Raw genomic sequence first — 21,563 nt, 5'->3', positions numbered from 1 at the left:
GTCGCCCGGTGCTCGGAAGTACTCACATTACGTCAAGCGGGGAGCTCAAACAGATGGCACTGTAACAGTCATCACCTGACGCGAGGTGTCGTGAGGCATAACGATCAACACTCACAACACGTGAGGGCGCCCGCCAACAGGACCTTTCGGACCTGCCGGGCGGGCGCCCCCAGTACGCATCGTAGGGAAACCCCTACAGCTCGGTGACAGTGCCACCGGCAGCGGTGATCTTCTCCTTCGCCGAGCCGGAGAACGCGTTGGCGCTCACCTGCACGGCGACGGTGATCTCACCCGTACCCAGCACCTTGACGAGCTGGTTCTTGCGAACCGCGCCCTTGGCGACCAGGCCCTCGACGGTGACCTCGCCACCCTCGGGGTAGAGCTCGCTCAGCTTGTCCAGGTTGACGACCTGGTAGGTCGTCTTGAACCGGGCGTTGCTGAAGCCCTTGAGCTTCGGAATCCGGCGGATGAGGGGCATCTGCCCACCCTCGAAGCCGGGACGAACGGTGTTACGAGCCTTGGTGCCCTTGGTACCGCGACCAGCGGTCTTACCCTTGGAAGCCTCGCCGCGACCCTTGCGGATCTTGGCCTTGTTGCTCCCCGGGGCGGGACGCAGGTGGTGCAGCTTGAGCAGCTCGTCGGGGTTGTAGTCGCTCATTCTGCGACCTCCTCGACAGTGACGAGGTGCGAGACGATCGTGATCTGCCCGCGAACCTCAGGGCGGTCCTCGCGGACGGTGGACTTACCGATCCGACCCAGGCCCAGCGACTGGAGAGCAGCGTGCTGCTTCACCTTGCCGCCGATCTTGGAGCGGGTCTGCGTGATCTTGATCTTGGCCATGATCAGGCTCCTGCCTTCGCCTCAGAGCGAGCGCGCAGCATGGCAGCCGGGGCCACATCCTCGATCGGCAGACCACGGCGGGCCGCGATCTCCTCGGGCTGGTTGAGACCCTTGAGCGCCGCCACCGTGGCGTGCACGATGTTCAGCGGGTTGGACGAACCGAGCGACTTGCTCAGGACGTCGTGGATGCCGGCGCACTCCAGGACGGCGCGCACGGGGCCACCGGCGATCACACCGGTACCCGGGGCGGCCGGACGGAGCAGGACGACGCCAGCGGCTTCCTCGCCCTGGACCCGGTGCACGATGGTGCCCTGGATGCGGGGGACGCGGAAGAAGTTCCTCTTCGCGGCCTCCACGCCCTTGGCGATCGCGGCCGGAACTTCCTTGGCCTTGCCGTAACCGACACCCACCATGCCGTTGCCGTCACCGACGACGACGAGCGCGGTGAAGGAGAAGCGACGGCCGCCCTTGACGACCTTCGCGACCCGGTTGATGGTCACGACCTTCTCGATGTAGGAGACACCCTTGTCTGCGGCGCCGCCGCGGCGATCGTCACGGCGATCACGCCGCTCGCCACCGGCGCCGCGCCGCGGTGCTGCAGCCATCAGTGGTTCCTCTTCTCGTGGTTGTTCTTGGCCAGTACAGAGGTCATCGAACTAGAACTCCAGCCCGCCCTCGCGCGCCGCGTCGGCGAGCTTGGCGATACGACCGGCGTAACGGTTACCACCGCGGTCGAAGACGACCTGGGTGATACCGGCGTCCTTCGCGCGCTGCGCGACGAGCTCACCGACCTTGACGGACTTGTCGGACTTCGTGCCCTCGGCACCCCGCACGTCGGTCTCGACGCTGGAGGCGGCGACCAGGGTGTGACCCTTGGTGTCGTCGATCACCTGCGCGACGATGTGCTTGGAGGAGCGGAACACGGCCAGACGCGGACGCTCGCTGGTGCCCACGACCTTCTTGCGGACCCGGAACTGCCGGCGCTTGCGCGAGGTGGTGGCCTTCGCGGTGCGCTTACGGCTCACGGTGATGCCCATGCCTACTTACCAGCCTTTCCGGCCTTGCGGCGGATGTGCTCACCCTTGTACCGCACGCCCTTGGCCTTGTACGGGTCAGGCTTGCGCAGACCGCGGATGTTCGCGGCGACCTGGCCCACCAGCTGCTTGTCGATGCCCTCGACGTGGAGGAGGGTCGGCTTCTCCACGCGGAAGGTGATGCCCTGGGGGGGCTCGATGACCACCGGGTGGCTGAAGCCCAGCGAGAACTCCAGGTTGGAGCCGCGGGCCTGGACGCGGTAACCCACACCGTGGATCTCCAGCGTCTTGGCGTAGCCCTTGGCGACGCCCTCGACCAGGTTCGCCAGCAGCGCACGGGTCAGACCGTGCAGCGACCGGTTCTCCGGCTTGTCGTCAGGACGAGCGACCGTGACGACACCATCCTCGAAGGAGGCGGTGATCGGCTCGGCGATCGTGTGCTTGAGTTCGCCCTTCGGCCCCTTGACAGTGACGTCTTGCCCGTTAATCGTGACTTCGACGCCCTTGGGGACCGAGAGCGGCAGTCGACCGATTCGCGACATGCTTCAGTCTCTCCCTATTACCAGACGTAAGCGAGGACTTCGCCGCCCACGCCACGCTTCTTGGCCTGCTTGTCGGTCATCAGGCCACCGGACGTCGAAATGATCGCCACACCGAGGCCGCCCAGCACGCGCGGAAGGTTCTCCTTCTTCGCGTACACCCGGAGACCGGGCTTGGAGACCCGGCGGATTCCCGCGATGGAACGCTCACGGGTGGGGCCGTACTTCAGGTCGAGGACGAGGCTCTGGCCCACGGGGGCCTCCTCGGTCCGCCACCCCTGAATGAAGCCCTCCTGCTGGAGGATCTCGGCGATGTGCGCCTTGATCTTGGAATACGGCATCGCCACGGTGTCGTGGTAAGCCGAGTTCGCGTTACGCAGACGCGTCAGCATGTCTGCGATCGGGTCGGTCATCGTCATGGCCGACTGGCCCTTCCTCACCGCGGTTTCCGAGTGCGGGCTTTCCCAGAGCCTGCCTCCCCTCGGGGTCGCCCCCGGGGAGTGCACAAACGGACCTTCGGCGTGGTCGTGGGCACCGCGGTCCCTTGGGGACTGCCGTGCCCTGTTTGAATGGATGTTGCCGGGCCGCGGACCGCCAGGAGGCGGTCACGGCCACTGCGATGTGCCACCGGTCAGGCGGCGTTTCGGGGGGCCGACCGCGCCGGAGCGCAGGGTCGACCCCACCGGAAACTACCAGCTCGACTTGGTGATACCGGGCAGCTCGCCCCGGTGGGCCATCTCGCGGAAGCAGATACGGCACAGGCCGAACTTCCGGAAGACGGCGCGCGGGCGGCCGCACCGAGAGCATCGAGTATACGCGCGAACGCCGAACTTCGGCTTCCGCTGCGACTTCGCGATCAGGGACTTCTTAGCCATCTGTGGTAACCCCTCAGGCTTCCTTGAACGGGAAACCGAGCCGCTTGAGCAGGCTGCGGCCTTGTTCGTCGGTGGTCGCCGTCGTGACAACCGTGATGTCCATCCCACGCTGGCGGTCGACCTTGTCCGGGTCGATCTCGTGGAACATGACCTGCTCGGTCAGACCGAACGTGTAGTTGCCGTTCCCGTCGAACTGCTTCGGGGAAAGGCCACGGAAGTCCCTGATCCGGGGCAGGGCCAGCGAGAGCAGCCGGTCGAGGAACTCCCACATCCGGTCGCCGCGCAGCGTGACGCTGGCGCCGATCGGCTGACCCTCGCGCAGCTTGAACTGCGCGATGGAGTTCTTGGCCCGGTTGATCTTCGGCTTCTGGCCGGTGATCGCCGTGATGTCGGCGATCGCGCCCTGGATCAGCTTCGCGTCCCGAGCCGCCTCGCCGACGCCCATGTTGACCACGATCTTCGTGAGACCGGGGATCTGCATGACGTTGGCGATGTCGAACTCGTCCTTGAGGCCCGCAGCGATCTCGTTGCGGTACTTCTCCTTGAGCCGCGGCATCGGCGGGGCCGTGATGTCGTTGGTAACCGTCATCAGATGTCCTTACCGGTGCGACGGGAGACCCGAACCTTGGTTCCGTCTTCCTCGAAGCGGTAGCCGACCCGAGTGGCCTTGCCGTCCTCCGCGAGCGCAACGTTGCTCACGTGGATGGGGGCCTCCTTCGTGACGACCTCGCCCTGCTGGCCGCCCGCCGGGTTGGCCTTCCTGTGCTTCTTGACCAGGTTGACGCCCTCGACGATGACACGGTCTTCCTTCGGCAGGGCCTTGACGACCTTGCCGGTGGCACCCTTGTCCTTGCCGGCGAGAACGATGACCTCGTCGCCAGATTTGATCTTCATCGCTTAGAGCACCTCCGGCGCCAGCGAAATGATGCGCATGTACTTCTTGTCACGCAGCTCACGGCCGACCGGGCCGAAGATGCGGGTGCCTCGCGGGTCCCCACCGTCCTTGATGAGCACGGCAGCGTTCTCATCGAAGCGGATGTAGGAGCCGTCGGGCCGGCGGCGCTCCTTGACGGTGCGCACGACAACGGCCTTGACGACGTCGCCCTTCTTGACTCCAGCGCCAGGCAGGGCGTCCTTCACCGTGGCGACGATCGTGTCGCCGATCCCGGCGTAGCGCCGACCCGAGCCACCGAGAACACGGATGGTAAGGATCTCCTTGGCACCCGTGTTGTCGGCGACCTTGAGTCGCGACTCCTGCTGAATCACGTCTGCTCCTGATGTGATGCGTGCGGTCCACTGCCGCACGGCTAGGTGGTCTCACCCCTCGCGCTGGCGGCCGACAACGCGTGTCGGCCGCCAACAGGCTGGGGTTACTTAGCCTTTTCCAGGATCTCCACGACGCGCCAACGCTTCGTCGCGGAGAGCGGCCGGGTCTCCATCATGCGGACCCGGTCGCCGACGCCAGCGGAGTTCGCCTCATCGTGCGCCTTGTACTTGGTCGTCCGTCGGATGACCTTGCCGTACAGGGCGTGCTTGACGCGGTCCTCGACCTCGACAACGACGGTCTTGTCCATCTTGTCGCTGACGACGTAGCCCTCGCGCACCTTGCGGTAGTTGCGCGTCTCGGTCTGGTTCTCACTCATTCGGCTGCTTCCTTCGTCTCCTCAGCCGACTCACCAGACAGCGGGACGATGCCCAGCTCGTGCTCGCGCAGGACCGTGTAGATCCGCGCGATCTCGCGCTTGACGGTACGAAGACGGCTGTGGTTGTCGAGCTGGCCGGTAGCGGCCTGGAAGCGGAGGTTGAAGAGCTCTTCCTTGGCTTCCTTGAGCTTCGTGACCAGGTCCTCGACGGACTGGTCGCGCAGCTCGTGGGCAGTCACGGACTTCGCCATCACTCCCCCTCCCGCTTAACAAACTTGCACTTCATCGGGAGCTTGTGCATCGCACGGCGCATCGCCTCCTTGGCAATGGCCTCGGGCACGCCCGACAGCTCGAACATCACACGACCCGGCTTGACCGGGGCGACCCACCACTCGGGAGAACCCTTACCGGAGCCCATGCGGACCTCGGCCGGCTTCTTCGTCAGCGGACGGTCCGGGAAGATGTTGATCCACACCTTGCCGCCACGCTTGATGTGACGCGTCATGGCGATACGAGCGGACTCGATCTGACGGTTCGTCACGTAGGCCGACTCCAGAGCCTGGATGCCGAACTCACCGAAGGTGACCGACGTCCCGCCCTTGGCCTTGCCGCGAAGGTCCGGGTGGTGCTGCTTCCGGTACTTGACCTTGCGAGGAATCAGCATCGGTTAGCTCCCCTCGGTCTTCGGAGCCTCGGCCGAAGCACCAGCCTTGGCCTCGGTGCCCGGCGCGCCGGCGGCACCGCCGCGACGACGACGCTGCGGACGCTCACGACGCTGACCGCCACCGGCGGTCCGCTGCGCGGCCTGGGCGGCCTCGCGCTCGGCGCGGGTCACAGGGGCGTCGCCCTTGTAGATCCACACCTTGACACCGATGCGACCGAAGGTCGTACGGGCCTCGAAGAAGCCGTAGTCGATGTCGGCGCGCAGCGTGTGCAGCGGGACGCGACCCTCGCGGTAGAACTCCGAGCGGGACATCTCGGCCCCACCCAGACGGCCGCCGCACTGGATACGAATACCCTTGGCGCCGCTCTTCATCGCGCTCTGCATGGCCTTGCGCATCGCGCGGCGGAACGCCACGCGGCTGCTCAGCTGCTCAGCGACGCCCTGGGCGACGAGCTGAGCGTCGATCTCGGGGTTCTTGACCTCGAAGACGTTCAGCTGCACCTGCTTGCCGGTGAGCTTCTCCAGGTCCGTACGGATTCGGTCGGCCTCGACGCCGCGGCGGCCGATGACGATGCCCGGCCGGGCGGTGTAGACGTCCACGCGGACACGGTCACGGGTGCGCTCGATCTCGACCTTGGAGATGCCCGCGCGCTCCATGCCACGGGTCAGCATCCGACGGATCGCGACGTCTTCCTTAACGTAGTCCTTGTAGGACTTGTCGGCGTACCAGCGGCTCTTGAAGTCGGTGGTGATGCCGAGGCGGAACCCGTGCGGGTTTACCTTCTGCCCCACTATCGGGTCCTTTCCTTGGTCTTGGACGAGGCGCCCGCGCCCTCAGCGACGACCACGGTGATGTGGCTCGTGCGCTTGGTGACCCGGAAAGCCCGGCCGAAGCCCCGGGGACGAATGCGCTTCAGGGTCGGACCCTCGTCCACCCAGACGCGCTCGACCACCAGCGACTCGCGGTCCAGCTTGTCGTTGTGCTCAGCGTTGGCGATGGCGCTAGCCAGCACCTTGCCAACGGGCTCGCTCGCCGACTGGGGCGCGAACCGGAGCACCGCCTGTGCCTCGTCAGCGGGCAACCCGCGAATAAGGTCCGCCACCCGGCGAGCCTTTCGGGGCGTAACGCGGACGAACCGCGCCTGTGCCCTCGTTCCCATCGCTTTTCCCTCGCTCACGGAAATTCCTTCCCCACTCACCGTGGAGAAAATGGTTCTTACAACTGCTGCAACCGCTAGCGGCGGCTGCGGCGGTCGTCCTTGACGTGGCTACGGAAAGTACGCGTGGGAGCGAACTCACCGAGCTTGTGGCCGACCATCGACTCCGACACGAACACCGGAACGTGCTTGCGGCCGTCGTGGACGGCGATCGTGTGACCGATCATCTCCGGGACGATCATGGATCGCCGGGACCACGTCTTGATGACGTTCTTGGTCCCCTTCTCGTTCTGCGACTCCACCTTCTTGATGAGGTGGTCGTCGACGAAGGGACCCTTCTTAAGGCTACGTGGCATCAGACGTGCTCCTTACCGCTTCTTCTTACCGCTACGCCGACGCCGCACGATCAGCTTGTCGCTGGCCTTGTTCTTGGCCCGGGTCCGGCCTTCCTTCTTGCCCCAGGGGCTGACCGGGTGACGACCACCGGAGGTCTTGCCCTCACCACCACCGTGCGGGTGGTCGACCGGGTTCATGACCACACCGCGGACGGTCGGGCGCTTGCCCTTCCACCGCGAGCGGCCGGCCTTGCCCCAGTTGATGTTGGACTGCTCGGCGTTGCCGACCTGACCAACCGTGGCGCGGCAGGAGATCTCGACCATGCGCATCTCACCGGAGGGCATACGCAGCGTGGCGTAACGGCCCTCCTTGGCGAGGAGCTGGATCTGCGACCCCGCGGAACGACCCAGCTTGGCACCGCCACCGGGCTTCAGCTCGACCGCGTGCACGAACGTACCCGTGGGGATGTTGCGCAGCGGGAGGCAGTTGCCCGGCTTGATGTCGGACTGGGGGCCGTTCTCGATCTTGTCGCCCTGCTTGAGGCCGGCGGGCGCCAGAATGTAGCGCTTCTCACCGTCCACGTAGTGGAGCAGAGCGATGCGAGCGGTGCGGTTGGGGTCGTACTCGATGTGAGCGACCTTGGCCGGCACGCCGTCCTTGTCGTGACGACGGAAGTCGATCACGCGGTAGGCGCGCTTGTGGCCACCACCCTGGTGACGAGCGGTGATCCGGCCGTGGCCGTTACGACCGCCCTTGGAGTGAAGCGGACGGACCAGGGACTTCTCCGGCTCCGAACGCGTGATCTCGACGAAGTCGCTCACGCTGGAGCCGCGACGACCCGGCGTCGTCGGCTTGTACTTACGAATGCCCATCTTCTTCGCGCATTCCTTTACGTGTTGCTTGACATGTAGCGGTCAGACCCGGGAGAGGTCAGACACCGAAGATGTCGATCCGCTGGCCGTCGGCCACGCTGACGATCGCGCGCTTGGTGTCGGGACGCTTCCCGAAACCGAAACGGGTCCGCTTGCGCTTACCCTTCCGGTTGATCGTGTTCACGCTCGTGACCTTCACCTCGAAGATCTTCTCGATCGCGATCTTGATCTGGGTCTTGTTGGCGTCCGGGCGAACGATGAACGTGTACTTGTTCTCGTCCATGAGCCCGTAGCTCTTCTCGGAGATCACCGGCTCAATGATGATGTCCCGGTGGTCGGCGATCCTCACTGGTCGTCCTCCTCGGACTCAGCGGCCTTCGAGGCACCGGCCGCGTGGGCCAGGAACTCGGCGTAGCCCGCCTCGGTGAAGACCACGTCGTCCGCGTAGAGGACGTCGTAGGTGTTCACCTGGTCCGCGTCGAGGATGTGGACCTCTTCGAGGTTGCGCAGGGCGCGCCGGTTGTGCTCGTCCTCGCGGGCCAGGACGACGAGGACCTTGTCGGACTCGGTGACCTGGCGCAGCGCCTTCAGAGCGGTCTGCGTGAGCTTGCTGTCCGCGCCCTCACCGACGAACTCGGTGATGACGTGGATGCGGCCGTGGTTGGCCCGGTCCGAGAGGGCGCCACGCAGGGCGGCGGCCTTCATCTTCTTCGGGGTCCGCTGGCTGTAGTCACGCGGCTGGGGACCGTGGACGGTGCCACCACCGGTGTACTGCGGGGCGCGGATCGAGCCCTGACGGGCGCGACCGGTTCCCTTCTGGCGGTAGGGCTTCTTGCCACCGCCGCGGACGTCGCCGCGGGTCTTGGTGGCGTGGGTGCCCTGCCGGCCGGCGGCCAGCTGGCCGTTCACGACCTGGTGGATCAGCGGGATGCTGACCTGCTGGGCGAAGACGGACTCGGGAAGCTCGACGCTGCCCTTGGAGCCGCCCTCGGGGTTCTTGACCTCGATCTGGGCCATGACTTACTTGTCCCCCTTCACAGCGGTGCGGACGAGCACCAGACCGCCGTTGGGACCCGGGACAGCACCCTTGACCAGGATGAGGCCCTTCTCCGCGTCCACGGAGTGAACGGTCAGGTTCTGGACGGTCTTGCGCACGTTGCCCATGCGCCCGGCCATCCGCATGCCCTTGAAAACGCGGCCGGGCGTGGCGCAGCCGCCGATGGAGCCGGGAGAGCGGTGCTTGCGCTGGGTGCCGTGCGAGGCGGAGAGACCACGGAAACCGTGGCGCTTCATCACACCGGCGAAACCCTTGCCCTTGCTCTTGCCCGTGACGTCGACCTTCTGGCCGCTCTCGAACGCGGCGGCGTCGACTTCCTGGCCGAGCGTGTACTCGGAGGCGTCGGTGGTGCGCACCTCGACGTAGTGGCGGCGCGGGGTCAGGTCGTTCGCGCGCAGGTAGTCGCCCAGGGGCTTGTTGACCTTGCGCGGGTTGATCTGCCCGTAGCCGAGCTGGATGGCGGAGTAGCCATCGGTGTCGGGGGTCCGGATGCGGCTCACGACGCACGGACCGGCCTTCAGGACGGTCACGGGCACCATCTTGCCCGCGTCGTCGAAGACCTGGGTCATGCCGAGCTTTTCGCCCAGAACTCCCTTGATCTGCTTGGTGGCCATGTCTGTGCGTCCTTAAAGCTTGATCTCGATGTCAACGCCAGCCGGGAGGTCGAGTCGCATGAGCGAGTCCACCGTCTTCGGCGTGGGGTCGATGATGTCGATCAGCCGCTTGTGGGTGCGCATCTCGAAGTGCTCGCGCGAGTCCTTGTACTTGTGCGGCGATCGGATGACGCAGTAAACGTTCTTCTCCGTCGGCAGCGGCACCGGGCCCGCGACCTGTGCGCCAGTTCGCGTCACAGTCTCAACGATCTTGCGCGCCGAGCTGTCGATGACCTCGTGGTCATAGGCCTTTAGCCGAATGCGGATCTTCTGTCCCGCCATGTGGCCTGTTCGTCCTTCGCTTCAGTGTCCGTAACGGTGAGCTGTCCGGGCACAGACGCCCAGGCCTGTCGGCGAAACCGCCGGCTAGTTGGCCGTGAGCCCCTATTCCCTTGAGAAACCGCAACAGGGCTTGCCCCTGCGGTGCGTCACCGTCACAGAGCCCGATGACGTCTTGTCAGTGTGGTGGGCGGGCCGCGGTGAAGCGGCCCACCCACCACGTGGGGGCGGCTCCGGAAGGGGCCACCCCCACGTGTGTGCTACTTGAGGATCTTCGTGACGCGACCCGCGCCCACGGTCCGGCCACCCTCACGGATGGCGAACTTGAGGCCCTCTTCCATCGCGACCGGCTGGATCAGCTGGACGGTCATCTCGGTGTTGTCACCGGGCATGACCATCTCGGTGCCCTCCGGCAGCGTCACGACGCCGGTGACGTCGGTGGTGCGGAAGTAGAACTGCGGGCGGTAGTTGTTGAAGAACGGCGTGTGGCGGCCACCCTCGTCCTTGGACAGGATGACGACCTGACCCTCGAACTCGGTGTGCGGGGTGGTCGTGCCGGGCTTGATCACGACCTGGCCGCGCTCGACGTCCTCGCGCTTGATGCCGCGCAGGAGCAGACCGACGTTGTCGCCAGCCTGGCCCTGGTCGAGCAGCTTGCGGAACATCTCAACACCGGTGACGGTGGTGGTCTGCTTCTCTTCCTTGATGCCGACGATGTCAACGGTCTCGTTGACGTTGACGATGCCGCGCTCGATACGACCGGTGACGACGGTGCCGCGACCGGTGATCGAGAAGACGTCCTCGATCGGCATGAGGAAGGGCTTCTCGGTGTCACGCTCGGGCTCGGGAATGAAGCTGTCCACGGTGCCCATGAGCTCCAGGACGGCCTTGCCCCACTCGGCGTCGCCCTCGAGGGCCTTGAGAGCCGAGACCTTGGTGACGGGGATGTCGTCGCCGGGGAACTCGTACTCGCTGAGGAGCTCACGCACCTCGAGCTCGACGAGCTCGAAGATCTCCTCGTCGTCCACCATGTCGGCCTTGTTCAGGGCGACGACGATGGCGGGGACGCCGACCTGGCGGGCCAGGAGGACGTGCTCCTTGGTCTGCGGCATCGGGCCGTCGGTGGCGGCCACGACCAGGATCGCGCCGTCCATCTGCGCGGCACCCGTGATCATGTTCTTCACGTAGTCCGCGTGACCGGGGCAGTCGACGTGGGCGTAGTGACGCGCCTCGGTCTGGTACTCGACGTGAGCGACGGAGATGGTGATACCGCGCTCGCGCTCCTCGGGAGCGTTGTCGATGTCCTCGAACGGCGTGAACGGGTTCAGGTCCGGGTACGCGTCGTGCAGCACCTTGGTGATGGCCGCGGTCAGCGTGGTCTTGCCGTGGTCAATGTGACCGATGGTGCCGATGTTGACGTGCGGCTTGGTCCGCTCGAACTTTTCCTTCGCCACTGGAAGTCTCCTAGACGTACAGATCTATCTGACTGTGGTCCAACCCCGCGGGCACGGGGTACAGCCGGGTTGCTTGCTCGCGACTATTCGCCGCGAACCTTCGCCACAATTTCTTGGGCGACAGCGGACGGAACCTCCGCGTAGGAGTCGAACACCATCGAGTAGTTGGCTCGACCCTGCGTACGGCTGCGCAGGTCACCCACGTAGCCGAACATTTCCGAAAGGGGCACCTGGGCCTTGACGAGACGGACGCCGGAACGCTCGTCCATGGACTGAATCTGTCCACGGCGGGAGTTCAGGTCACCGATCACGTCACCCATGTACTCCTCGGGAGTGGTGACCTCGACGGCCATGACCGGCTCGAGAAGAGTCGGCTTCGCCAGCCGGACGGCCTCCTTGAAGGCCATCGAACCGGCGGTCTTGAACGCCATCTCCGAGGAGTCGACGTCGTGGTACTGACCGTCCGTCAGCGTCACCTTGATGCCGACGAGCGGGTAGTGCGCGAGCACACCCAGCTCAGCGGCCTCCTGGCAGCCGGCGTCGACCGACGGGATGTACTCCCGCGGGATGCGGCCACCGGTGACGGCGTTGACGAACTCGTAGCCGGAGGAGTCGCCGTCCTCGGAGGTCAGCGGCTCCAGGTCGATCTTGACCTTGGCGAACTGGCCCGACCCACCGGTCTGCTTCTTGTGGGTGTAGACGTGGCCGTCGACCTTCTTGCGAATGGTCTCGCGGTAGGCCACCTGGGGCTTACCGATGTTCGCCTCGACCTTGAACTCGTCGCGCATGCGGTTGACCAGCACCTCGAGGTGCAGCTCGCCCATGCCCGAGATCACGGTCTGACCGGTCTGCTCGTCCGAGGCCACCTGGAAGGAGGGGTCCTCGTCGGCCAGACGCTGGATCGCGATGCCCAGCTTCTCCTGGTCGCTCTTGGTCTTCGGCTCGATGGCCACCTCGATGACCGGAGCCGGGAAGGTCATGGACTCCAGGACGATCGGAGCGGACTGCTCGCAGAGCGTCTCACCGGTCGTGGTGTCCTTCAGGCCCATGACGGCGACGATGTCGCCCGCACCCGCCGCGGGGATCTCCTCGCGCTTGTTGGAGTGCATCCGGTAGACCTTACCGATGCGCTCCTTGCGGCCCTTGAGGCTGTTGAGCACCTGGGTGCCCGCCTCCAGGACGCCGGAGTAGATCCGCACGTACGACAGCTTGCCCAGGTGGGGGTCGCTGACGATCTTGAAGACCAGGGCGGAGAACGGCTCGTCCACGCTCGGCTTGCGCTCGAGCTTGGTCTGCTCGGTCTCGTCCTTGGGGTCGTGACCGTCGATCGCCTCGACGTCCACGGGCGAGGGGAGGTAGGCGACGACCGCGTCGAGCAGGGGCTGGACGCCCTTGTTCTTGAACGCGGTGCCACAGACCACGGGGATGGCGGTACCGGCGATGGTCGCGCGACGGATCGCGGGGACCAGCTGCTCGACGGTGGGCTCCTGGCCCTCCAGGTACATCTCCATGATCTCGTCGTCGGCCTCGGCCAACGTCTCGAGGAAGAAGTCCCGGGCCTCGCGAGCGGCCTCGGCGTGGGTGTCGGGGATGTCGATCGTGTCGTACATCTCGCCGAGCGCGGCCTCGTCGTTCCAGACGTAGGCCTTCATCTTCACGAGGTCGATGACGCCCTTGAAGTCGCTCTCGGCACCGATCGGCAGCTGGATCGGCATGGCGTTCGCACCGAGGCGCTCACGGAACATGTCGACGCAGCGCTGGAACTCCGCGCCGATCTTGTCCATCTTGTTGACGAAGCAGATACGCGGCACGTTGTACCGGTCCGCCTGACGCCAGACCTGCTCCGACTGGGGCTCGACGCCTTCCTTGGCGTCGAACACCGCGACGGCGCCGTCAAGCACACGCAGCGACCGCTCGACCTCGACCGTGAAGTCGACGTGGCCGGGCGTGTCGATGATGTTGATCGTGGTGTCGTTCCAACTGGTGGTGATCGCAGCCGAGGTAATGGTGATACCCCGCTCCTGCTCTTCCTTCATCCAGTCCATCGTCGAGGCGCCGTCGTGCGTCTCGCCGAGCTTGTGGTTGACACCCGTGTAGTAGAGGATCCGCTCGGTCGTGGTCGTCTTGCCCGCGTCGATGTGGGCCATGATGCCGATGTTGCGGACCTTGGCCAGGTCAAGCAAAGTCTTAGCCATGAGGCTCGTCTTCCCTAGGTCTCAAGGAATCGATTCGCCGCGGGGTTACCAGCGGTAGTGGGCGAAGGCCTTGTTCGACTCGGCCATCTTGTGCGTGTCCTCACGCTTCTTGACAGCCGCGCCCAGACCGTTGCTGGCATCGACCAGCTCGTTCATCAGACGCTCGGTCATGGTCTTCTCACGACGCTGACGCGAGTAGGAGACCAGCCAGCGCAGGGCCAGCGTGGTGGACCGGGAGGCGCGAACCTCGACCGGCACCTGGTAGGTCGCGCCACCGACACGGCGGCTGCGGACCTCCAGCGCGGGCTTGACGTTGTCCAGGGCTCGCTTGAGAACGACGAGCGGGTCCTGACCGGTCTTCTCGCGAGCACCCTCCAGGGCGTCGTACACGACGGCCTGGGCGATGGAGCGCTTGCCGTCGAGGAGCACCTTGTTGATGAGTGCGGTGACGAGCGGCGAGCCGTAGACCGGGTCGGTGATGAGCTGGCGCTTCGGCGCCGGGCCCTTGCGCGGCATGCTTACTTCTCCTTCTTGGCGCCGTAGTGGCTACGGGCCTGCTTGCGGCCCCGGACACCCTGGGTGTCGAGCGAACCGCGGACAATTCGGTAGCGAACGCCCGGCAGGTCCTTCACACGACCGCCACGAACCAGCACGATGCTGTGCTCCTGGAGGTTGTGACCGATGCCGGGAATGTAGGCCGTGACCTCGATGCCGCTGCTCAGCTTGACGCGAGCGACCTTACGCAGAGCGGAGTTCGGCTTCTTCGGCGTAGTGGTGTAGACACGCGTGCACACACCACGACGCTGCGGACTCCCCTTCAGCGCCGGGGTCTTGTTCTTTGCGACCTTGTCCTGTCGGCCCTTGCGGACCAGCTGCTGGATGGTGGGCACCGCGTCTCCGTCTTCCTCGTGACCTACGCCGGTTCTCGTAGCCGATATCGCTATTGACCTGCTGAATTTCCCGAATCTCCCCGACCCACGTGGTCGGGCGTGTCGCCCTCGTTCCCACGCATGGCGAACGGATGCACACCCGGCCGGAGGCCGATTCACAGGAGGGGGTTCACGCGCGCCGCGCGCCCTGTGTCCGTCCTAGGGAGGACTGGGGCGCCGCACACACACGTGTGACCCGTCGACTCACGGGCACAATCACACAGGCTACCGCTTACCGAACAGGCGGTCAAAACGGTGTGCGACATGGCGAGACAAGCGGAACCGGATCTCGCGTAGCCGTGGGTCTCCCCCAGTCTACGTGCTCCCGGACCCGCTTCGCCCCGGGTTTGCCGTCAGGGGGCGTGCGGAGTGCCAAAACGCGATCGGCCGCTGCCGGAGGACCCATGGTCCCCCGGCAGCGGCCGGGATTCTACAGAACGAACCAGATCGCGACGGAGATCACCGTCACGAGGATGCCGATGACCGCGAACACGGTGCCGGTGGTGATCAGGCCCAGCCCGTCGAGCGTTCCCCGCGACTCCCGGATCGCCCTCTTCGCCTTCGGTCCGGTGACGAACAACGCCAGGATCGCGGTGATCACACCGAGGCCGGGGATCAGCGAGGCGATACCGAGCCACAGGGTGGTGGTCGCCCCGGGTTCGGTGTCCGCGAGGAAGTCGACGCTGTCGTAGCCCGGGTAGTCGCCGTCCTCCCGGGCCTCGTCGAATCCGGGGAAGTCCTCGGCGATCCGGTCGCGGCGCCGCTTGGCGGGCTTGGGCCGCTCCGGCATGCCGTAGTCCGCCGGGGTGAAGTCGTCCTCGTACTCAGGTTCCGCGTCGCGTTCCCGCCGGTCCGAACCGACCTCTCCCTCCTCACGCGGATCGTCCCCGCCGACGTCGCCCGGGTATCCGTCGTCGTACCGGTCGTCGGGGTCGGCGCTCGGGTCGTCGTACCGGTCGTCCGCGTACCCCTCCTCGCGGAACGGATCGTCCCCGTAGCGGTCGTCGGACGGTGCGGGAGTCCGGTCGAAGGAGGGCGCGGTGAACATCTGGGTGGCGCCCTCGCCGCCCCGCCAGGAGTCGTCACCCTCCGTGGAGGCGGCGTCCCACGGCTGGTCGACCTCCTCACGGGACTCCCTGGACCTGGCCCGGGTCTGCATGTCGGCGATGGCCGCCAACGGGTCGTCGGAGCCGGGGACCGCCGCGGAGAGCGTTCCGGTGTCGGGCTCCCCCTCGGAGGCGACGCCCCAGTCGGTGTGGGCGGGTTCCGGCGAGGAGGAGTCGCGGCGGCGCCGCTCCGCGTCACGAACGACGTCGGGAAGGCGCGGGTCGTCGCGGTCGAAGGCCCAGGTGTTGCCGCTGCCACCCTGGTCGGGTGCCGCGGAGGGCTCGTCCCCGTAGCGACCGCCGGAAAGCTCGTCACCGTAGCCGTCGTTGGAGGGCGGGACCCCACCGCCGTACTGGTCGGCGGACGGTGAGAACTCGTCGCCGTACCGGCCACCCGAAAGCTCGTCACCGTAGCCGTCGGTAGACGGTGAGAGCTCGTCGCCGTACCGGTCGGCGGACGGCGAGAGCTCGTCGCCGTACCGGTCGGCGGACGGCGAGAGTTCGTCGCCGTACCGGTCGGCGGACGGCGAGAGTTCGTCACCGTACCGGCCACCCGAAAGCTCGTCACCATACCGGTCAGCGGACGGCGACAGCTCGTCACCGTACCGGTCGGCGGTACGGTACGTCGTCTCCTCCACGGGGCGGGGGGACAGCTCGTCGTCATAGCGGTCACCGTCCCGGTGCGGAGTGCGGGCGTGGTCCGACCAGGGGCGTTCCGTCTGCTCGGCCCAGGGCTCGGTGGCCCCGCCCTGCCAGGTGTCCGTGGAGTCCGTGGACGGGCTCCAACTGTCCAACCCCTCGGTACCGTTCCACTCCCCGGACGGTTCCCCGCCGGGTTCGGGCTTCCAGAGTTCCTCGCCCGCACCGGGCGGGCTCCAGGAGTCGGAGGTGTCGGCCTCGGGCGTCCAGGGGTCCCGGCCGGGGCCGGACGCGTCAGTGTGCCGGGGCTCCTCCGTCCCTCCGAAGGACCCCGTGGGCAGCGGCTGGTCCAGCGCCGGGTCCGGCGTCCGCACGTCCCCCGTGTCCGAATCACCCACGCCCGTCGAGTCCCACGGAGCGGGGTCGGAACCGGAGTCGCGCGGAGTCCAGGGAGCCTCACCCGCACCCTGAGCCGACGGCCCGGGGTTCCACGCCTCGCGGGACGCGTCCAACGGGTCCCGGTCGTCGGCGACACGCGGCTCCCACGGAGCGGGGTCGCTCACGGGCCCCGGGGACGCGTCGGAGGGAGCCTCCGACCACGGGGTCTCCTGGGACGACCACGGGTCCCGAGCGGCCAGCGGGTCCCGGCCCGCGCCCGGGTCCCAGGCGGAACTCTCGGCGACGGGGTCCGGTGAACCGCCCCAGGCGGTCGCGGAAGCGCGATCCGAGGCGGAGTCACCGGATGTCACGGGCTCCCAGGAGTCACGGGTGCCGGAGCCCCAGCCCCCGTGGGCGTCCTCCGCGGGCTCCTCGGGCGGCAGCGGTACGTCCGCGCTGGCCGCGATGCCGGGGAAGCCTCCGGAGGGTGCGTCCGGCTCCCGCCCGGAGAGCGGGTCGTCACCGGGTACGCGCGTCACCGGCTCGTAGGCCGAGGTCCCCGCACCCGGGTAGGAGATGGCGCCCGGGACGTACCCGGAGTCCGGGGCCGGGGCGCCCAACGCGTCCGGGTAGGGCTCCACCATCGCCGGACGCGAGGCGCTCAGCCCCGCGTAGCCGCCGCTGTCCGGGAAGACCGCACCGCCCGAGGGGCCGTCCTCCTCGGAACGCTCCCCCGGGTGCGCCGCCGCGTCGTCCTCCAGGGGGTCCTGGTACTCCGACTGTGTGCGGTAACGGACCTCGCTGGGCTTGAACCAGGAGTCCGCGTCCGCCTGGGGCGCACGGTCTCCCGGCGCCCCGCCCCCGTTATCAGTCACTTGCCTGCTCTCCCGACAGCGCCGAAGCGCCTTCTCCCCGTCCGCACCGCAGTGTACGAACCGACAACGACGAAACGGCGGCGGGGCCACCCCCGGTGATGGGGGTGGCTGACCACCGCCGTCAGCTCAACCAACGTTCAGGTTGGACTTACCGGTTGTAGGGACCGAAGTCGTACTCCTCCAGCGGGACGGCCTCGCCCGATCCCTGACCGAAGGTGTACTCGCTGGGCTCCTCGTAACCGGAGACCGAGTACATCGAGGCCTTGGCCTCCTCGGTCGGCTCCACCCGGATGTTGCGGTACTGCGGAATACCGGTACCGGCCGGGATGAGCTTACCGATGATGACGTTCTCCTTGAGGCCCAACAGCGGGTCGCTCTTACCGTGGATCGCGTTCTCCGTCAGCACGCGGGTGGTCTCCTGGAAGGAGGCCGCCGACAGCCAGGACTCCGTGGCCAGAGAGGCCTTGGTGATACCCAGCAGCACCGGACGTCCGGCGGCGGGCTGGCCGCCCTCGGACACGACGCGTCGGTTGATCCGCTCGAACTTCGGCCGCTCGACCATCTCACCGGGCAGGAGCTCGGTGTCACCGGACTCCAGGATGTTCACCCGCTTGAGCATCTGGCGGACGATGATCTCGATGTGCTTGTCGTGGATGGACACACCCTGCGACTTGTACACCTCCTGGACCTCCGACACGAGGTGCTGCTGCACCGCGCGCGGACCCTGGATACGCAGCACCTCGTGCGGGTTGATCGCACCCTGGATGAGCTGCTGGCCGACCTTGACGTGGTCGCCGTCGCTCACCAGGAGCTGCGCACGCATCGGGACCGGGTAGGCGATCTCGTCCGTGCCGTCGTCGGGGATGACGACGATCTTCCGGCTCTTCTCGGTGTCGTCGACCCTGATCCGGCCCTCCATCTCGGAGATCGGGGCCACACCCTTGGGGATGCGGGCCTCGAAGAGCTCCTGGACACGGGGCAGACCGTGGGTGATGTCCTGACCGGCCGAACCACCCATGTGGAAGGTACGCATGGTCAGCTGGGTACCGGGCTCACCGATGGACTGGGCCGCGATGATACCGATCGCCTCGCCGACGTCCACCGGCTTGCCGGTCGCCATGGAGCGGCCGTAGCAGGTGGTGCAGACGCCGATCTTCGCCTCACAGGTGAGCGACGAACGGATACGCACCCGGGTGACCCCGGCGGCGACCAGCTTGTCGATGTTCTGCTCGGAGGTGTCGGACAGCGCCGGGAGGACGAGCTTGCCCTCGGGGTCCAGCGTGTCCTCGGCGATGGTCCGACCGAAACCGGTGTTCTCGACGTTGTGCTTGCGCACGACGACACCGGCGGCGTTCTTCTCGCCGATCTCGTGCCAGAGCGAACGGTCCGTGCCGCAGTCGATCTCGCGGACGATGACGTCCTGCGCGACGTCCACCAGACGACGGGTCAGGTAACCCGAGTCGGCGGTACGCAGGGCGGTGTCCGCCAGACCCTTGCGCTGACCGTGTGTGGAGATGAAGTACTCCAGCACGGACAGGCCCTCACGGTAGGAGGACTTGATCGGACGCGGGATGGTCTCACCCTTGGTGTTGGAGACCAGACCACGGATACCGGCGATCTGGCGCACCTGCATCGGGTTACCACGCGCACCGGACTGGACCATCATCCACACCGGGTTGTCGGCGGGGAAGTTGTCCTCCATGTTCTTGGCGACCTCGGCCGTGGCCTGGGTCCACACCTCGGTGAGCTCCTGACGGCGCTCGTCGTCGGTGATCAGACCGCGGTCGTACTCGCGCTGGATCTTGTCGGCCTTGCGCTCGTACCCGCCGAGGATCTCCGCCTTCTGCGGAGGCGCGACGACGTCCTCGATGCCGATGGTCAGACCGGACCGGGTGGCCCAGCGGTAACCGGCGTCCTTCAGGGCGTCCAGGGTCGTGGCGACCTGGACCTTGGGGTAGTTCTCGGCGAGGTCGTTGACCAGGACCGAGACCTGCTTCTTGCCCACCTGGAAGTTGACGTACGGGTAGTCCACCGGGGTGGCCTCGTTGAAGAGGTACCGGCCCAGCGTGGTCTCCAGGACGTAGACGTCGCCCTGCTCCCAGCCCTCCGGCGGCGTCCAGTCCTTGGGCGCGGGAGCGCCGTCGGCGATACGCAGTCGGATCTTGGCCTGCAGGTCGAGGTCGCCCAGGTCGTAGGCCATGATGGCCTCGGCCGGCGAGCGGAAGGCACGGCCCTCGCCCGGGGCACCCGCGCGCTCCGTCGTCAGGTAGTACAGGCCGATGATCATGTCCTGGGTGGGCATGGTCACGGGCTTGCCGTCGGACGGCTTGAGGATGTTGTTGGTGGCGAGCATCAGCAGCCGCGCCTCGGCCTGGGCCTCGGCGGACAGCGGAAGGTGCACGGCCATCTGGTCGCCGTCGAAGTCCGCGTTGAACGCGGTGCACACGAGCGGGTGGATCTGGATGGCCTTGCCCTCGACCAGCTGCGGCTCGAAGGCCTGGATGCCCAGGCGGTGCAGCGTCGGGGCGCGGTTCAGCAGCACCGGGTGCTCGGTGATGACCTCTTCGAGGACGTCCCACACCACGGGGCGGGACCGCTCCACCATGCGCTTGGCGCTCTTGATGTTCTGCGCGTGGTTCAGGTCCACCAGGCGCTTCATCACGAACGGCTTGAAGAGCTCCAGGGCCATCTGCTTGGGCAGACCGCACTGGTGCAGCTTCAGCTGCGGACCGACGACGATGACCGAACGGCCGGAGTAGTCGACGCGCTTGCCGAGCAGGTTCTGACGGAAACGGCCCTGCTTGCCCTTGAGCATGTCGGACAGCGACTTGAGCGGACGGTTACCGGGACCGGTGACCGGGCGACCGCGGCGGCCGTTGTCGAACAGCGCGTCGACGGCCTCCTGGAGCATCCGCTTCTCGTTGTTGACGATGATCTCGGGCGCGCCCAGGTCCAGCAGCCGCTTGAGGCGGTTGTTCCGGTTGATGACGCGGCGGTACAGGTCGTTGAGGTCGGAGGTCGCGAAGCGGCCACCGTCCAGCTGCACCATCGGACGCAGGTCCGGCGGAATGACCGGGATGCAGTCCAGCACCATGCCCATGGGGCTGTTGGTGGTGTTGAGGAACGCCGAGACGACCTTGAGCCGCTTCAGGGCGCGGGCCTTCTTCTGGCCCTTGCCGGTGCGGATGGTCTCCCGGAGCTTCTCCGCCTCCTCGTCCAGCTCGAAGTTGGACAGGCGGTCCTGGATGGCCTGGGCGCCCATGCCACCGCGGAAGTACTTCCCGAAGCGGTCGCGCATCTCACGGTAGAGCATCTCGTCGCCCTCGAGGTCCTGGACCTTGAGGTTCTTGAAACGGCTCCACACCTCGTCGAGGCGGTCGATCTCGCGCTGGGCGCGGTCGCGCAGCTGGCGCATCTCGCGCTCTGCGCCCTCGCGCACCTTGCGGCGCGCGTCGCCCTTGGCACCCTGCTCCTCGAGCTCGGCCAGGTCGGCCTCGAGCTTGCGGTGGCGCTCCTCGATGGTGGAGTCGCGGCGCTGCTCCAGGTGCTGCTTCTCGACCGAGATCCGCGCCTCCAGCGACTGGAGGTCGCGCTCACGGGCCTCGGTGTCCACCCACGTGACCATGTAGGCGGCGAAGTAGATGATCTTCTCGAGATCCTTCGGCGCCAGGTCCAGCAGGTAGCCCAGGCGGGAGGGCACGCCCTTGAAGTACCAGATGTGCGTGACGGGAGCGGCCAGCTCGATGTGGCCCATCCGCTCACGGCGCACCTTGGCACGGGTCACCTCGACGCCGCAGCGCTCACAGATGATGCCCTTGAAGCGGACGCGCTTGTACTTACCGCAGTAGCACTCCCAGTCCCGGGTCGGACCGAAGATCTTCTCGCAGAAGAGTCCGTCCTTCTCGGGCTTGAGGGTTCGGTAGTTGATGGTTTCGGGCTTCTTGACCTCGCCGTGCGACCACTGGCGAATGTCGTCGGCGGTGGCGAGGCCAATCCGCAGCTCGTCGAAGAAGTTGACGTCGAGCACTTAATTCGTCC

Annotated in this window: 27 protein-coding genes; all 27 read right to left on the bottom strand. The window is 66.8% G+C overall.

The annotated features are described in order from the left end of the window. Nucleotides 1-193 precede the first annotated feature (193 nt). The 27 genes from rplO to ACFYL4_RS12090 all read right to left on the bottom strand — a co-directional run bounded on the left by rplO (nt 194) and on the right by ACFYL4_RS12090 (nt 21,552). Complete coding sequence (gene rplO / locus ACFYL4_RS12220; protein WP_017542990.1) at nt 194-658, bottom strand: 50S ribosomal protein L15; 465 nt, start codon at nt 656-658, stop codon at nt 194-196. Further along, nucleotides 655-840, bottom strand: a complete 186-nt coding sequence (rpmD, locus tag ACFYL4_RS12215) for a 50S ribosomal protein L30 (protein WP_017542991.1) — start codon at nt 838-840, stop codon at nt 655-657. Before rpmD ends, rplO begins: the two co-directional genes overlap by 4 nt. A 2-nt stretch (nt 841-842) precedes the next feature. Beyond that, nucleotides 843-1,445, bottom strand: coding sequence for a 30S ribosomal protein S5 (gene rpsE, locus ACFYL4_RS12210; RefSeq protein WP_017542992.1), 603 nt, complete (start codon nt 1,443-1,445; stop codon nt 843-845). A 51-nt stretch (nt 1,446-1,496) separates the two neighbouring features. Beyond that, on the bottom strand, nt 1,497-1,877 hold the full coding sequence (gene rplR, locus ACFYL4_RS12205; RefSeq protein ID WP_357760537.1) for a 50S ribosomal protein L18: 381 nt from the start codon (nt 1,875-1,877) through the stop codon (nt 1,497-1,499). Nucleotides 1,878-1,879: 2 nt separating this feature from the next. Then, nucleotides 1,880-2,416: a 50S ribosomal protein L6 gene (rplF, locus tag ACFYL4_RS12200; RefSeq protein ID WP_357760533.1), complete on the bottom strand. Its 537-nt coding sequence runs from the start codon at nt 2,414-2,416 to the stop codon at nt 1,880-1,882. A gap of 17 nt (nt 2,417-2,433) precedes the next feature. Beyond that, complete coding sequence (gene rpsH / locus ACFYL4_RS12195; RefSeq protein WP_357760530.1) at nt 2,434-2,832, bottom strand: 30S ribosomal protein S8; 399 nt, start codon at nt 2,830-2,832, stop codon at nt 2,434-2,436. Between the two features lie 270 nt (nt 2,833-3,102). Next, the gene (locus ACFYL4_RS12190; RefSeq protein ID WP_013156124.1) at nt 3,103-3,288 is read right to left on the bottom strand and encodes a type Z 30S ribosomal protein S14; all 186 of its coding nucleotides are present in this window, start codon (nt 3,286-3,288) and stop codon (nt 3,103-3,105) included. Between the two features lie 13 nt (nt 3,289-3,301). After that, complete coding sequence (gene rplE / locus ACFYL4_RS12185) at nt 3,302-3,877, bottom strand: 50S ribosomal protein L5 (protein ID WP_357760527.1); 576 nt, start codon at nt 3,875-3,877, stop codon at nt 3,302-3,304. Then, nucleotides 3,877-4,182, bottom strand: a complete 306-nt coding sequence (gene rplX / locus ACFYL4_RS12180; protein WP_017573366.1) for a 50S ribosomal protein L24 — start codon at nt 4,180-4,182, stop codon at nt 3,877-3,879. Before rplX ends, rplE begins: the two co-directional genes overlap by 1 nt. A gap of 3 nt (nt 4,183-4,185) precedes the next feature. Further along, nucleotides 4,186-4,554, bottom strand: coding sequence for a 50S ribosomal protein L14 (rplN, locus tag ACFYL4_RS12175; protein WP_013156121.1), 369 nt, complete (start codon nt 4,552-4,554; stop codon nt 4,186-4,188). 104 nt (nt 4,555-4,658) lie between these two features. Continuing rightward, a complete protein-coding gene (gene rpsQ, locus ACFYL4_RS12170; protein WP_017588431.1) occupies nt 4,659-4,931 on the bottom strand; it encodes a 30S ribosomal protein S17 in 273 nt (90 codons plus the stop codon). Beyond that, nucleotides 4,928-5,182: a 50S ribosomal protein L29 gene (rpmC, locus tag ACFYL4_RS12165; RefSeq protein WP_017542999.1), complete on the bottom strand. Its 255-nt coding sequence runs from the start codon at nt 5,180-5,182 to the stop codon at nt 4,928-4,930. The genes rpsQ and rpmC overlap by 4 nt, the downstream gene beginning before the upstream one ends. Beyond that, nucleotides 5,182-5,595, bottom strand: a complete 414-nt coding sequence (gene rplP / locus ACFYL4_RS12160) for a 50S ribosomal protein L16 (RefSeq protein ID WP_357760521.1) — start codon at nt 5,593-5,595, stop codon at nt 5,182-5,184. The genes rpmC and rplP overlap by 1 nt, the downstream gene beginning before the upstream one ends. A 3-nt stretch (nt 5,596-5,598) precedes the next feature. Beyond that, nucleotides 5,599-6,387 carry a 30S ribosomal protein S3 gene (gene rpsC / locus ACFYL4_RS12155; protein WP_357760518.1) on the bottom strand — a complete coding sequence of 263 codons (789 nt, stop codon included), beginning with the start codon at nt 6,385-6,387 and terminating at the stop codon, nt 5,599-5,601. Next, nucleotides 6,387-6,755: a 50S ribosomal protein L22 gene (gene rplV, locus ACFYL4_RS12150; RefSeq protein WP_017543002.1), complete on the bottom strand. Its 369-nt coding sequence runs from the start codon at nt 6,753-6,755 to the stop codon at nt 6,387-6,389. The genes rpsC and rplV overlap by 1 nt, the downstream gene beginning before the upstream one ends. Nucleotides 6,756-6,829: 74 nt before the next feature. After that, nucleotides 6,830-7,108, bottom strand: a complete 279-nt coding sequence (rpsS, locus tag ACFYL4_RS12145) for a 30S ribosomal protein S19 (RefSeq protein WP_357760515.1) — start codon at nt 7,106-7,108, stop codon at nt 6,830-6,832. 12 nt (nt 7,109-7,120) lie between these two features. Next, nucleotides 7,121-7,960 (bottom strand): 50S ribosomal protein L2, encoded by an 840-nt coding sequence (gene rplB / locus ACFYL4_RS12140; protein ID WP_017543004.1) that lies wholly within the window; start codon nt 7,958-7,960, stop codon nt 7,121-7,123. Between the two features lie 58 nt (nt 7,961-8,018). Then, nucleotides 8,019-8,309, bottom strand: coding sequence for a 50S ribosomal protein L23 (rplW, locus tag ACFYL4_RS12135; protein WP_357760512.1), 291 nt, complete (start codon nt 8,307-8,309; stop codon nt 8,019-8,021). Further along, nucleotides 8,306-8,977: a 50S ribosomal protein L4 gene (gene rplD / locus ACFYL4_RS12130; protein WP_357760509.1), complete on the bottom strand. Its 672-nt coding sequence runs from the start codon at nt 8,975-8,977 to the stop codon at nt 8,306-8,308. The genes rplW and rplD overlap by 4 nt, the downstream gene beginning before the upstream one ends. Before the next feature lie 3 nt (nt 8,978-8,980). Beyond that, entirely contained in the window at nt 8,981-9,631 is a 651-nt protein-coding gene (rplC, locus tag ACFYL4_RS12125) for a 50S ribosomal protein L3 (RefSeq protein WP_357760506.1), read from the bottom strand. Nucleotides 9,632-9,643: 12 nt separating this feature from the next. Further along, nucleotides 9,644-9,952: a 30S ribosomal protein S10 gene (gene rpsJ, locus ACFYL4_RS12120; protein WP_013156110.1), complete on the bottom strand. Its 309-nt coding sequence runs from the start codon at nt 9,950-9,952 to the stop codon at nt 9,644-9,646. 257 nt (nt 9,953-10,209) lie between these two features. Next, nucleotides 10,210-11,403, bottom strand: a complete 1,194-nt coding sequence (gene tuf, locus ACFYL4_RS12115; protein WP_357760503.1) for an elongation factor Tu — start codon at nt 11,401-11,403, stop codon at nt 10,210-10,212. Nucleotides 11,404-11,486: 83 nt separating this feature from the next. Next, on the bottom strand, nt 11,487-13,598 hold the full coding sequence (gene fusA, locus ACFYL4_RS12110; RefSeq protein ID WP_357760500.1) for an elongation factor G: 2,112 nt from the start codon (nt 13,596-13,598) through the stop codon (nt 11,487-11,489). A 45-nt stretch (nt 13,599-13,643) separates the two neighbouring features. Next, nucleotides 13,644-14,114, bottom strand: coding sequence for a 30S ribosomal protein S7 (gene rpsG / locus ACFYL4_RS12105; RefSeq protein ID WP_184369222.1), 471 nt, complete (start codon nt 14,112-14,114; stop codon nt 13,644-13,646). Between the two features lie 2 nt (nt 14,115-14,116). After that, complete coding sequence (gene rpsL, locus ACFYL4_RS12100) at nt 14,117-14,488, bottom strand: 30S ribosomal protein S12 (RefSeq protein ID WP_014912437.1); 372 nt, start codon at nt 14,486-14,488, stop codon at nt 14,117-14,119. 469 nt (nt 14,489-14,957) lie between these two features. Continuing rightward, nucleotides 14,958-17,525 carry a hypothetical protein gene (locus tag ACFYL4_RS12095; RefSeq protein ID WP_387518281.1) on the bottom strand — a complete coding sequence of 856 codons (2,568 nt, stop codon included), beginning with the start codon at nt 17,523-17,525 and terminating at the stop codon, nt 14,958-14,960. 148 nt (nt 17,526-17,673) lie between these two features. Next, on the bottom strand, nt 17,674-21,552 hold the full coding sequence (locus tag ACFYL4_RS12090; protein ID WP_357760495.1) for a DNA-directed RNA polymerase subunit beta': 3,879 nt from the start codon (nt 21,550-21,552) through the stop codon (nt 17,674-17,676). Nucleotides 21,553-21,563: the final 11 nt, after the last annotated feature.

The organism is Nocardiopsis sp. NPDC006938, from assembly GCF_042869555.1.
Lineage (GTDB): Bacteria > Actinomycetota > Actinomycetes > Streptosporangiales > Streptosporangiaceae > Nocardiopsis.
The sequence above is the reverse complement of the archived record's forward strand: the minus strand, read 5'-3'. Positions and strand labels throughout refer to the sequence as shown.